Source organism: Acidovorax sp. LjRoot117 (assembly GCF_964252695.1).
Lineage (GTDB): Bacteria > Pseudomonadota > Gammaproteobacteria > Burkholderiales > Burkholderiaceae_C > Acidovorax.
In genome coordinates, this window is the sequence record NZ_CAXUPO020000006.1 from 277,576 (window position 1) to 290,452 (window position 12,877).

9 protein-coding genes and 1 pseudogene are annotated in these 12,877 nt (G+C 67.1%); 2 read left to right on the plus strand and 8 right to left on the minus strand.

Annotation, left to right across the window (positions count from 1 at the left end):
- Nucleotides 1-138 precede the first annotated feature (138 nt).
- From ACSQ3D_RS17775 to ACSQ3D_RS17810, 8 genes are all read right to left on the minus strand, one after another.
- Nucleotides 139-1,128, minus strand: coding sequence for a tripartite tricarboxylate transporter substrate-binding protein (locus ACSQ3D_RS17775; RefSeq protein WP_056409823.1), 990 nt, complete (start codon nt 1,126-1,128; stop codon nt 139-141).
- Between the two features lie 327 nt (nt 1,129-1,455).
- Entirely contained in the window at nt 1,456-2,703 is a 1,248-nt protein-coding gene (locus ACSQ3D_RS17780) for a phenylacetate--CoA ligase family protein (protein ID WP_436127775.1), read from the minus strand.
- A gap of 220 nt (nt 2,704-2,923) precedes the next feature.
- Nucleotides 2,924-3,736, minus strand: a complete 813-nt coding sequence (locus tag ACSQ3D_RS17785; RefSeq protein WP_436127776.1) for an ABC transporter ATP-binding protein — start codon at nt 3,734-3,736, stop codon at nt 2,924-2,926.
- A 236-nt stretch (nt 3,737-3,972) separates the two neighbouring features.
- Entirely contained in the window at nt 3,973-5,301 is a 1,329-nt protein-coding gene (locus ACSQ3D_RS17790) for an ABC transporter substrate-binding protein (protein WP_056164207.1), read from the minus strand.
- A gap of 187 nt (nt 5,302-5,488) precedes the next feature.
- Nucleotides 5,489-6,565: a branched-chain amino acid ABC transporter permease gene (locus ACSQ3D_RS17795; RefSeq protein WP_056164211.1), complete on the minus strand. Its 1,077-nt coding sequence runs from the start codon at nt 6,563-6,565 to the stop codon at nt 5,489-5,491.
- Between the two features lie 151 nt (nt 6,566-6,716).
- On the minus strand, nt 6,717-7,646 hold the full coding sequence (locus ACSQ3D_RS17800) for a branched-chain amino acid ABC transporter permease (RefSeq protein ID WP_396505088.1): 930 nt from the start codon (nt 7,644-7,646) through the stop codon (nt 6,717-6,719).
- 18 nt (nt 7,647-7,664) lie between these two features.
- Nucleotides 7,665-8,450: an ABC transporter ATP-binding protein gene (locus ACSQ3D_RS17805; RefSeq protein ID WP_436127783.1), complete on the minus strand. Its 786-nt coding sequence runs from the start codon at nt 8,448-8,450 to the stop codon at nt 7,665-7,667.
- 35 nt (nt 8,451-8,485) lie between these two features.
- Nucleotides 8,486-10,432: an AMP-dependent synthetase/ligase gene (locus ACSQ3D_RS17810; RefSeq protein WP_436127777.1), complete on the minus strand. Its 1,947-nt coding sequence runs from the start codon at nt 10,430-10,432 to the stop codon at nt 8,486-8,488.
- A gap of 302 nt (nt 10,433-10,734) precedes the next feature.
- Between ACSQ3D_RS17810 and ACSQ3D_RS17815 the strand changes: the two genes are divergently transcribed.
- Complete coding sequence (locus ACSQ3D_RS17815; protein WP_436127778.1) at nt 10,735-12,498, plus strand: ExeA family protein; 1,764 nt, start codon at nt 10,735-10,737, stop codon at nt 12,496-12,498.
- A gap of 1 nt (nt 12,499) precedes the next feature.
- A pseudogene (locus ACSQ3D_RS17820) lies at nt 12,500-12,877 on the plus strand (general secretion pathway protein GspB); the annotation flags it as partial.

Sequence of the window (12,877 nt, forward strand, 5' to 3'; positions counted from 1 at the left end):
GACCGTACAACTATCCAGTCGTTCAACGTCCCGCCAGCGTCCCAAGAAAAAAGCCGCCCTGCCTTTCGGCAGAGCGGCTTTCAGCATGTCCATCATGGGCCTGGCGCATCAGTTCGCGCCTAGCCGCATCGACAGCCATCAGTCCGCGTACGAACCCGCAGCCTTGATGGCCGCACCGAACTTCTCGGTCTCAGCCAGCACAAACTTCTTGTGTTCCGCAGGCTCGACACGCTTGTCGGTCGCAACCACGGCGCCCAGGCCTTCCTGCTTCTTGATGAACTCGGGGTCCTTCAGGGCGACCTTGAGGGCGTCGTTGATCTTGGTCAGCACGGCGGCGGGCGTGCCCTTGGGGGCGTACAGGCCGTGCCAGATGGTCACGTTGAAGTCCTTCACACCCGACTCGGCCAGCGTGGGCAGGTCTTTCAGGGCGGGGGTGGTCAGGCGCTTGCTGGTGGTCACGGCATAGGCCTTGACCTTCTTGCTTTCGATCTGCGACGTGGTGTTGGTGGTCTGGTCGCACAGCAGGTCGATCTGGCCGCCGATCAGGTCGGTGATGGCAGGTGCCGTGCCCTTGTACGGTACGGCGGTCATGTCGACCTGCACGGCGCTCTGGAAGATCAGGCCGCACAGGTGCGATGCCGAGCCCTGGCCTGCATTGCCCAGGTTGATCTTGCCCTTGTTCTGCTGCAGCCAGCCAGCCAGTTCCTTGTAGTTGTTGGCGGGCATCGAGGGGCGGGCGATGAGCGTCATGGGCACGTCGTTGATCACGCCCAGGTATTCGAAGTCGTTGGCGACGTTGAAGGCCAGCTTGCGGTACATGGTGGGCATGGTGGCCATGCTCACGTGGTTGAGCAGCAGGGTGTAGCCGTCCGGTGCGGCGCGGGCCACCTTGGCGGAGCCGATGGTGCTGCCGGCGCCGGCCGAGTTGTCCACCACCACGCTGATGCCGCCCAGGGGCTTGCGGATGGCTTCGGCCAGGTCGCGCGCCACGCGGTCGGTGGGGCCGCCAGCGGCGTAGGGGACCACGATGGTGATCGTCTTGTCCTTGGACGGGAACTCCTGGGCGCTGGCGCCAAAGGCGGTGGCTGCAGCGGCAGCGATCAGTGCGAGTTTCAGCATTTTTTTCATGGTCTCTCCTGTAAATGACGGGCCATGATAGCGAGGGGGGTCTGGCGAGGTATTGCGGATATTACGTAGCACACCCCCTGCAGGGTCTTCAAGCCAAAAAGGCCTGCAGAGCTTGCCAATCAAGCGCCAAGTGCTATTGAATAGTGAGCATGCGTTAGGGTAAATACTGCAGTTCCCGGGGGGGCAGGATGGGAATGGCGGGCGGTGGCGGCCGCCTGAATGGGCGGTTTCTTGCGCTGGCGCAAACCTGCCGTGCCGTGCGGTGGACGCCTGGCACCAGGTTTGGCCGCAGCCGGCGCCCGGGCGCGCCGCGGCCAAGGCGACGGCCTACTTGTAGCTTCTGGCGTCCTCGATCACCTTGCCGTCGTTGGGCAGGGTGCCGGGGGCCACCATCTGCACGTCGCCGCGCAGCTTGGTCACTTCGCGGATGGCGTCGCCCAGTTGGCGCGCCAGGCCTTCGGCGGTCTCGGTGGTCTCGACCTGCAGTACCATCTGGTCGTTGGCCATCTCGCCGCTGACCACCAGGCGTGCGCGCAGCACCTGCGGAAACCGCCGTGCGATGGTCGCGATCTGGCCCGGGTGCACGAACATGCCGCGCACCTTGGTCGTCTGGTCCGCGCGGCCCATCCAGCCCTTGATGCGGGTGTTGGTGCGGCCGGTGGGGCAGGTGCCCGGCAGCACGGCCGAGAGGTCGCCGGTGCCGAAGCGGATCAGCGGGTAGTCGGGGTTGAGCGTGGTCACCACCAGCTCGCCCACCTCGCCCTCGGGCACCGGGTCGCCGGTGCCGGGGCGCACGATCTCGACGATCACGCCTTCGTCCAGCACCAGGCCTTCGCGCGCCGAGGTCTCGTAGGCGATCAGGCCCAGGTCGGCCGTGGCGTAGCACTGGTAGCCCGCGATGCCGCGCTCGGCAAACCAGTCGCGCAGCGACGGCGGGAACGCCTCGCCGGACACCAGCGCCTTGGTCACCGTGGGCAGCGGCACGCCCAGCTCGGCGGCTTTTTCCACGATGATCTTCAGAAAGCTCGGTGTGCCGATGTAGCCCGCGGGCCGCAGCTCGGCCATGGCCTGCACCTGCTGCTCGGTCTGGCCCGTACCGCCCGCAAACACGGTGCAGCCCAGCGCATGGGCGCCGGTCTCCATCATCGAACCCGCGGGCACGAAGTGGTAGCTGAAGCTGTTGTGGATCAGCTCGCCCCGCCGAAACCCCGCCGCGTAGATCGCCCGCGCCATGCGCCAATAGTCGGGCCGCGTGCCCTCGGGCTCGTAGATGGTGCCCGGGCTCGCGAACACCCTCGGCATGCCCGCCCCAAAGCCCAGCGCCGAAAACCCGCCGAACACATTGCTCACGCGCTGCGCCTGCTGGCGCTCCAGCAGCTCGTACTTGCGCGTGACCGGTAGCCGCGCCAGCGCTGCACGGCTGGTCACCCCCGCCGCATCCACGCCGGCCAGGATGCCCGCGAATGCCGCACTGTTTTGCTGCGCATGCCCCACCTGCCGCGGCAACGCCGCCAGCAGCGCCGCCTCGCGCTCGGCAGTGCTCCGGGTTTCCTGGGCGTCAAAAAACGTCGTCATGCCGGGATTCCTCTGCAGTGTTTTGAATGAAATAAGCCGCTACCGCACACCCATCAAGCGCCAGCAGCTATGAAGTCAGGAGTGAAAAACAAAATCACGATTGCGTCACAGCGCTAAAACCTCTGCTGCCCACCACCAGCGCACCCGTGGAACTGGCTTTGCCAGGCCACCGGGTGCGTCCCCCCTCGGGGGGGAAGGCGCCGAAGGCGACACAGGGGGGCTACGCCAACCAGCGCTTGCGCCGCTTGTAGCTCTTGACATCCTTGAAGCTCTTGCGCTCCCCGCCGCCCACGCCCAGGTAGAACTCCTTGACGTCCTCGTTGTTGGCCAGGTCGCTCGCGGCGCCGTCCATCACCACGCGGCCGCTTTCCATGATGTAGCCGTAATCCGAATATTTGAGGGCCATGTTGGTGTTCTGCTCGGCCAGCAGGAAGGTGACCTTCTCCTTGGTGTTCAGGTCCTTCACGATGTTGAACACCTCCTCCACGATCTGCGGCGCCAGGCCCATGGAGGGCTCGTCGAGCAGCACCATGCTGGGGTTGGCCATCAACGCGCGGCCGATGGCGCACATCTGCTGCTCGCCGCCCGACGTGTACGCCGCCTGCGAGGTGCGCCGGGTCTTGAGCCGCGGAAAGTAGTTGTAGACCTTCTCCAGGTTGGCCGCGATCTCGGCCTTGCTGGTGCGGGTGTAGCTGCCCGTCATCAGGTTCTCTTCGATGGTCAGGTGGGCAAAGCAGTGCCGCCCCTCCATCACCTGCACCACGCCGCGCTGCACCAGGTCGGCGGGCGACAAATTCTCGATGCGCTCGCCGCGCAGCTCGATGCTGCCCTTGGTGACCTCGCCGCGCTCCCCCTGCAGCAGGTTGGAGATCGCGCGCAGCGTGGTGGTCTTGCCCGCCCCATTGCCCCCCAGGATCGCCACGATGGAGCCCTGCGGCACCTGCAAGGAGACGCCCTTGAGCACCAGGATCACATGGTTGTAGATGACCTCGATGCCGTTGACGTTGAGAACGATATTGCTGTTGGTGTCCATGGTCTTCTCTTCCTTCGCTGTGCCAATCCAAAGAGCTGCGGTAGTTCGCAACGCTTTGGGTTGGCGGCTGCCACAAAAGCAGCCGCTACGTCATCGGCCCTTGAAACAGTCGCTGCGCCATCGCCAGTGACACCGTGGAACTGGCTTTGCCAGGCCACCGGTGTCGTCCCCCTTCCCGAATCGCGCAGCGATTCGAGAGAAGGGGGAAGGCGCGCCAGCGCCTCAGGGGGATGTACTCAAGACTGGCAGTCCGCAGCATCCCGCCGCGTCATCTTCTTGTCCGCCAGATACTTCTCCGCCCCGGCCTTCACCATGGGCTTCAGGATCTGCTCATCGGCCTGGTACCAGTCGGACGAGAAGTCCCACTTCTTGCCGTCCCAGGTGTGCACGCGCGCCCAGGTGGAGCCCATGTGGTCGGCGCAGCTGGTGGACAGGGGGCGCATCACGCCGCCAAAGCCCATGGCGTCGAGCTTCTTCTGGTCCAGTGCCAGGTTCTCCATGCCCCAGCGCACCTGCTCGCCGGTCATGACCTTGCCCTTGCCGAAGCGCTCCTGCGCGCGGCGCACCGACTCGACCGCCAGCATCTGGATGATCACGCCGCGCGTGTACAGCACCGAGCCCACTTCGTCCTTGGGGCCCGTGCCCTGGCCCTTGTCGTGCACGTGCTTCATGATGTCCTGGATGACCTTGCTCTGCGTGCCGTAGCCGTTCAGCGCCAGCGCGTGGTAGCCCTTGGCGCCTTCGCCCACATCGCGCACGTCCGGCTCGGCGCCGGCCCACCACACGCCATACAGCTTGTCGCGCGGGAAGCCTGTGGCCTGCGCTTCCTTCAGGGCGGTGGAGTTCATCACGCCCCAGCCCCACAGCAGCACGTAGTCGGGGCGGCTCTGGCGCACCTGCAGCCAGGTGGCTTTCTGCTCCACGCCGGGCGCGGTCACGGGCAGCATCTGCAGCTCGAAGCCGTGCATCTTGGCGCGCTCCTGCAGCAGCGGGATGGGCTCCTTGCCGAAGGGGCTGTCGTGGTAGACCAGCGCGATCTTCTTGCCCTTGAGCTTGTCCAGCCCGCCGGCGGACTTGCCGATGTGCTGGATCAGGATGTCGGCGCCGGTCCAGTAGCTGCCCATGAAGGGGAAGTTCCACTTGAACGCCTGGCCGTCCTGCGCCACCGACAGGCCGTAGCCCAGCGTCATCAGCGGGATCTTGTCCACGGGCGCTTTTTCGGTCAGCGCAAAGGTGATGCCGGTGGCCTGCGGGTCGAACAGCGCCACGCCGGGCTTGCCCTTCAGACGCTCGTAGCATTCCACGCCGCGGTCGGTGGCGTAGCCCGTTTCACATTCTTCAAAGGTCAGCTTCACGCCGTTGATCCCGCCGTCGCGGGCGTTGATCATCTTGATGTAGTCCTGCTTGCCGTTGGCCCATGGCACGCCGTTGGGAGCGTAGGGGCCCGTGCGGTAAGACAGCAGCGGGAAGAACTGCTCCTTGGCTTGCGCGAAGGCACTCGTCGCGACGGACGATGCGCCAGCGGCAACCACCGCAGCGGCGATCACGAGTTTCGAAAGCTTCATGGATGTCTCCTTTGAATGAATGTGTTGAAGCACGGGGAAGAAACTGACGGATTCAAGGGCTGCGAGCTTTGCACTGGCATGCACGAGGCCAGCGCCACCGTGGAACTGGCTTTGCCAGGCCACCGGTGGCGTCCCCCTCCCGAAGGAGAGGGGGAAGGCGCGAAGCGACTCAGGGGCTGCATATCAGTCAATGCGGGAAGGGCCACAGCCGGAGTTTTTGCTTGGCGGTCGACCACAGCTTGGCCAGGCCGTGGGGCTCGACGATCAGGAACCAGACGATGAGCGCGCCGAAGATCATCAGCTCGGCATGCGACACGCCCGCCGTGGAGATCGTGATGCCGAAGAGGCCCAGCAGTGCGGGCAGGAACTGGTTGAGCACGATGGGCAGCACCACGATGAAGGCCGCACCGAAGAAGCCGCCCATGATGGAGCCCAGGCCGCCGATGATCACCATGAACAGCAGGCGGAACGACACCTCCACCGAGAAGGCCGCCGGCTCCCACGCACCCAGGTGCACGAAGGCCCACAGCGCGCCGGCCATGCCGATGATGAAGGAGCTGACGGCAAACGCGCTGAGCTTGGCATACATCGGGCGGATGCCGATCACCGCGGCGGCCACGTCCATGTCGCGGATCGCCATCCACTCGCGACCGATGGCGCCGCGCACCAGGTTCTTGGCCAGCAGCGCCACCACCACCAGCACCGCCAGGCAGAAGATGTACTTGCTGGTCGCGCTCTCGATGGGCAGGCCGAAGACCTGCAGGCTGTTCACCGACACCGAGCCCGAATCGGAGTTGTTGGTGAACCACTTGATGCGCAGGAACATCCAGTCCGAGAAGAACTGCGCGGCCAGCGTGGCCACCGCCAGGTACAGGCCCTTGACGCGCAGGCTGGGCAGCCCGAACAGGATGCCGAAGAACGTGGCGCACAGGCCGCCCAGGATCAGCGCGGGCACCAGCGGCATGCCGGGGATGCGCACGAAGAAGTTGTACGCGCCGTAGGCCCCCACGGCCATGAAGGCGCCCGAGCCCAGCGAGATCTGCCCGCAGTAGCCCACCAGGATGTTCACCCCCAGGGCCGCCAGCGCCATGATGACGAAGGGGATCAGGATGGCGCGGAAGATGTAGTCGCTGGCCAGCATGGGCACGGCGATGAAGGCCACGGCCAGGATGAGGCCGATGGCGATGCGGTCCTGCGCGATCGGGAAGATCTGCTGGTCGGCGCGGTAGCTGGTCTTGAACTGGCCGTTTTCGCGGTAGAGCATGGTGTGTCTCCTGTTGGTCTTGTTATGTTTCAGACGCGATCGATGATCTTTTGCACGGGGGCGCACCTGCGGTGCCACGCGGCGCCTGCGGCCCCGCTGACTACGCGCGGTGCGCGTTGTGCCTCCTTCGAAAAATTATTGGTCGCGTACTTCATACGCGATCAATAATTTTTTCGCCGAACAAGCCCTGCGGTCTGAACAGCAGGAACACCAGCGCCAGCACATACGCAAACCAGATCTCGATGCCCCCGCCCACGAACGGGCCCAGGTACACCTCGGACAGCTTCTCGCCCACACCGATGATCAGCCCGCCGATGATGGCGCCGGGCACCGAGGTGAGGCCGCCCAGGATCACCACCGGCAGCGCACGCAGCGCCACCGTGGTCAGCGAGAACTGCACGCCGAGCTTGCTTCCCCAGATCATCCCGGCGACCAGCGCCACGACCCCGGCCACGCACCACACGATGACCCAGATGCGGTTCAAGGGAATGCCGATGGACTGGGCGGCCTGGTGGTCGTCGGCCACGGCGCGCAGGGCGCGGCCGGTGGAGGTCTTCTGGAAGAAGACGCTGAGCAGCACCACCAGCGCTGCAGCGATGCCGGCGGCGATGACGTCTTCCTTGTTGACGAGGATGCCGCCCTGGAACAGGGACTCGAGCATGAAGATCGGTTCCTTGGGCATGCCGATGTCGATCTTGTAGATGTCGCTGCCGAACATCGTCTGGCCCAGGCCTTCGAGGAAGTAGGTGATGCCCAGCGTGGCCATGAGCAGCGTGGCGCCCTCCTGGTTCACCAGGTGGCGCAGCACCAGCTTCTCGATCAGCCAGGCCACCACGAACATGATGGCGCCCGCGATGATGAAGGCCGCCACCGTGGCGACGATGGGGTTCGCGATGCCCGTCCACTTGGGGATCCATTCGGCAAAGCGCGCCATCGCCAGGGCCGCGAACAGCACCATCGCGCCCTGCGCGAAGTTGAAGACGCCCGAGGCCTTGTAGATCAGCACGAAGCCCAGGGCCACCAGCGAATACAGCATGCCAGCCATGAGGCCGCCGATCAGTGTTTCGAGAAAGAATGCCATTGTTTTTTCTCCCGCCCTTCAGTGGCTGGTGCCCAGGTAGGCGCTGATCACGTCTTCGTTGTTGCGCACCTCGTCGGGGGTGCCGTCGCCGATCTTCTTGCCGTAGTCGAGCACCACCACGCGGTCACTGATATCCATCACCACGCCCATGTCGTGCTCGATGAGCACGATGGTGGTGCCGAACTCGTCGTTCACGTCCAGGATGAAGCGGCACATGTCCTGCTTTTCTTCCACGTTCATGCCGGCCATGGGCTCGTCGAGCAGCAGCACCTGCGGCTCCATCGCGAGAGCCCGGCCCAGGTCCACGCGCTTTTGCAGGCCGTAGGGCAGCTGGCCCACGGGGGTCTTGCGAAAGGCCTGGATTTCCAGGAAGTCGATGATGTGCTCGACCTTCTCGCGGTGCGCGATCTCCTCGCGCTCGGCAGGGCCCCAGCGCAGCGCCTGCAGCAGCAGGTTGCTTTTGATCTTCAGGTTGCGGCCGGTCATGATGTTGTCGATCACGCTCATGCCCTTGAACAGCGCCAGGTTCTGGAAGGTGCGGGCCACGCCCATCTCGGCCACCTGGCGCGAGTTCATGTGCGAGAAGGTCTTGCCGCGGAAGGTGATGGAGCCGTCCTGCGGCGTGTACACGCCGTTGATGCAGTTGAGCATGGAGCTCTTGCCCGCGCCGTTGGGCCCGATGATGGCGCGGATCTCGTGCTCCCTGACGTTGAACGAGATGTCGGTGAGCGCCTTCACGCCGCCGAACCGCAGGCTGATGTTCTTGACGTCGAGGATGACGTCGCCGATCTTCTTGGTGGTCATGGCGTGGGGCTTCTCGGGCGGGTAGAGCGCGGGCTTCATGCGGCGGTCTTCACGGGGGTGAACGTCTTGGTGTCGGACAGCTTGAGCGTGGCGCTCACGCTGCCGGTGCGGCCGTCCTCGAACTTGACCTGGGTCTCGATGAACTGCTCGGTGCGGCCTGCGTACAGGGCCTCGACCAGCACGCCGTACTTGTCGGCGATGAAGCCGCGGCGGACCTTGTTGGTGCGGGTGAGCTCGCCGTCGTCGGCATCGAGCTCCTTGTGCAGCACCAGGAAGCGGCTGACCTGGCTGCCGGCCAGCATGGCGTCGGTGGCCAGGTCCGCGTTGACCTTTTCCACGCACTCGCGGATCAGCTCGTACACCTCGGGCTTTTGCGCCAGGTCGGTGTAGCCCGCGTAGGGCAGGTTGCGGCGCTCGGCCCAGTTGCCCACGGCGTCGAAGTCGATGTTGACCATCACGCACACCTTCTCGCGGCCGTCGCCCAGGGCGACCACTTCCTTGATGTGCGGGAAGAACTTGAGCTTGTTCTCCACATACTTGGGCGCGAACATGGCGCCGTCGTTGGCGCCGCCCCTGATGCGGCCCACGTCTTTCACGCGGTCGATGATCTTCAGGTGTCCGTGCGCGTCGAGGAAGCCCGCATCGCTGGTGTGGTACCAGCCGTCGGCCGTCAGCACCTCGGCCGTGGCCGTGGGGTTCTTGTAGTACTCCTTGAGCAGGCCGGCGGACTTGACGAGGATCTCGCCGTTGTCGGCCACCTTGATCTCCACGCCGCGGATCGGCACGCCCACCGTGTCGGCGCGGGCCTGGTTGTCGGGCTGCAGGCAGACGAACACGGCGGTCTCGGTGGAGCCGTACAGCTGCTTCAAGTTGATGCCGATGGAGCGGTAGAAGGTGAACAGGTCCGGCCCGATGGCCTCGCCCGCGGTGTAGGCCACGCGCACGCGGCTGAACCCCAGGTTGTTGCGCAGCGGGCCGTACACCAGCACATTGCCCAGCGTGTACTTGATGCGGTCGAGCAGGCCCACGGGCTCGCCGTCCATCAGGGCCGGGCCCACGCGCTTTGCCACGGCCATGCAGGCCTCGAACATCTTGCGCTTGATGGTGCCCGCGTCTTCCATGCGGATCATCACGCTGGTCAGCAGGCCTTCAAAAATGCGCGGCGGCGCGAAGTAGTAGGTGGGGCCCACTTCCTTGAGGTCGATGGTCACGGTGCTGGCCGACTCGGGGCAGTTGACCACGTAGCCGCAGGCCAGCCACTGCGCGTAGCTGAAGATGTTCTGCCCGATCCAGGCCGGGGGCAGGTAGGCCAGCACTTCTTCGCTGCTGGTGAGCCTGTCGAACTCGGCACCGGCGGAGGCGCGGTCGAGCAGCGTGCTGTGCGTGTGGACCACGCCCTTGGGGTTGCCCGTGGTGCCCGAGGTGAAGAACATCGCGGCCACATCGTCGGGGCTGGCCTGGGCCACCTGGGCGCGGAACCACCCGGGGTGCCGGGCCACGTAGGCCTGGCCGGCGGCGATCAGTGCGTCCAGGGAGTCGAGGCCCTGCTCGGCATAGTTGCGCAGGCCGCGCGGGTCGTCGAAGTAGATGCGCTCGATCTGCGGGCACTGCTCGCGGATCTCCAGCATCTTGTCGACCTGCTCCTGGTCTTCCACCAGGCAAAAGCGCACCTCGGCGTTGTTGAGCGGGAAGATGCATTCCGCCGCCACCGCATCCTGGTACAGCGGCACGGGGATGGCGCCCAGCGACTGCGCGGCGAGCATGGTGGCGTACAGGCGCGGGCGGTTGGCGCCGATCACCACCATGTGCTCGTGGCGCGCAAGGCCCGCCTGGTGCAGGCCGGCGGCGACGTGCTCCACCAGCTGCGCCAGGTCGGCCCAGGTGTGGGTCTGCCAGATGCCGTACTCTTTTTCACGCAGGGCAGGCGCCGTCGGGCGTTCGGCGGCGTGCCGGAGCAGTAGTTGCGGGAACGTGGTCTTCATTCCGGTCCTCGGTGTGACAAGGGGCGCCCAGGCTGGCCTGCGGCGGGTCGATCCGGCGACAGCCGGGATCGCTCGCCGCCAGGGGGCAGCAGGCAGGCAGCGCGTTGGAATGAATGCTAGAACCCACTTTGACGTCATCTTGTCTTGCCGACGACAATTTACGGGAAACTCCTCGGTGGGTGAAACCCTCCCCACGGACACGGCGCGCCCCGGGTGCGGGCCGCCGCCTTCCGCTGCGGGCCGAAGGGTCACCACCCGGGCCGCCAGAGGGCGCGTCACGGGCCAGGGGTATCCTCAGGGGTATGTACGCCCCGTTTTTCGGTCTTCAGCATCCGCCGTTTTCCATCGCCCCCGACCCGCGCTATTTGTTCATGAGCGAGCGCCACCGCGAGGCGCTGGCCCACCTGCTGTACGGGCTCGATGCAGGCGGGGGCTTCGTGCTGCTGACGGGCGAGGTCGGCGCGGGCAAGACCACGGTGTGCCGCTGCTTTCTGGAGCAGATCCCGCAGCACTGCAACGTGGCCTACATCTTCAACCCCAAGCTCACGGTGCAGGAGCTGCTGCACTCCATCTGCGACGAGTTCGGCGTGCCGCACAAGCCCACCGTGCCGGGCGGCGTGGAGACGGTCAAGGACTACATCGACCCGCTGAACGCATCGCTGCTGGCCGCCCACGGCGCCGGGCGCAACACGGTGCTCATCATCGACGAGGCGCAGAACCTCTCGGCCGATGTGCTGGAGCAACTGCGCCTGCTCACCAACCTCGAGACCAGCGAGCGCAAGCTGCTGCAGATCATCCTGATCGGCCAGCCCGAGCTGCGCGCCATGGTGGCGCAACCGGCGATGGAGCAGCTCGCGCAGCGCGTGATCGCACGCTTTCACCTGGGGGCGCTCACGCCGCAGGAGACGCACCAGTACATCGCCCACCGCCTGGCGGTGGCGGGGCTCAACGGCCCGCTGCCGTTCGACCGGCGCGCCATCCAGCGCGTGCACAAGCTCTCGCACGGCATCCCGCGGCGCATCAACCTGCTGTGCGACCGGGCGCTGCTGGGCGCCTACGCGGCGGGTGCGCGCCAGGTCACCAAGACCATCGTGAACCGGGCCGCGCGCGAGGTGTTCGATGCGCCCGCGTCAGGCCGGGCCTGGCAGGGAGCGCGCGCCCTGCCGCGCTGGGCGTCCGCAGGCATCGGCGCGGTGGCGGGCGCGGCGGCCGTGGCGGCCGCAGGCTGGGCGCTGGGCGTGTGGCCGGTGTCACCTGCGGGCACGGCGGGGGCCGGGGCCGCCGCCGCACCCACGGCGCGCGGCGCGGCATCGGCCGCATCGGCATCGCCCACCACGCGGCCTGCAGCAGCGTCTGCATCGGCAGCCACCACGGCCACCAACACAGCGGCAGCATCGCCTGCACGTTCCGCAGCCGGCGCCGGCGCGGCGGCCGTGCCTGCGTCGGCCCTGGAGCAGTTCGTGCAGGCCCAGCCCGCCAGCGATGCGGGCGCCTGGCAGGCGCTGGCGTCGGCGTGGGGCGTGACCCTGCCCGCCGGCGCAGACGCCTGCGCCACCCTGCCGCGCGACGGCCTGCGCTGCTACCGCAACCGCCGCGCGGGCCTGAACCTGGTGCGCCAGATCGACCGGCCCGTGCTGCTGGCGCTGTATGCGTCCGAAGACGCGGAGGCACCGGTCTCGGTGGTGCTGCGCGGCCTCGACAACGACACCGCCACGCTGGAGGGCGCGGGCCGCACCCTGCAGGTGCCGGTGGCCGAACTCGCCCAGGCCTGGCGCGGCGACATCGCCACGCTGTGGCGCACCCCCGAGGGCATGCCCGAGCGGGGCGACATCGCGGAGTCGACAGCGGGGGCCGCATGGCTCGACCAGCGGCTGGCCAGCAAGGCCGCGGGCGGCACGGGTGCCGCGCCCGCCAAGGCCATGACGCCCGCGCTGCGCCAGTCGCGCATCCACCGCTTCCAGCTGGCCCAGGGCGTGACGCCCGATGGACGCGCTGGCCCCCTGACCCTCATGCTGCTCAACCGCGCCACCGGCGTGAACGAACCGCGCCTGCGCAACGGAAACTGATATGTCGTACATCCTTGATGCGCTGCGGCGCGCAGACGCCGAACGGGGCCGGGGCGCTGTGCCCGGCCTGCACACGCACGCAGCGCCCACGGCCGGGCTGTCGCCCGCGGCGGGGCGCAGCGGCGCCTCCGGCCTGTGGATCGGCGTGGCCTGTGCCGCCGCCGTGGCGGTGCTGGCCGTGGCCGGAACCTGGTGGGTGATGCAGCCGCGGCCATCGGCACCGGCCGCAGCCGCCGTGGCGGTCGCCACCACGCCGCCCGTGCCCGCGGCCACGTCCACCACCGCGCCTGCTGCACAGGCACCCCTGGTGGCCGCAGCGCCAGCGCCCATCGCTCCCCCCGCAGCGGCCCCCGCGCCACCGCCCGTGGTGGCGGCAGCA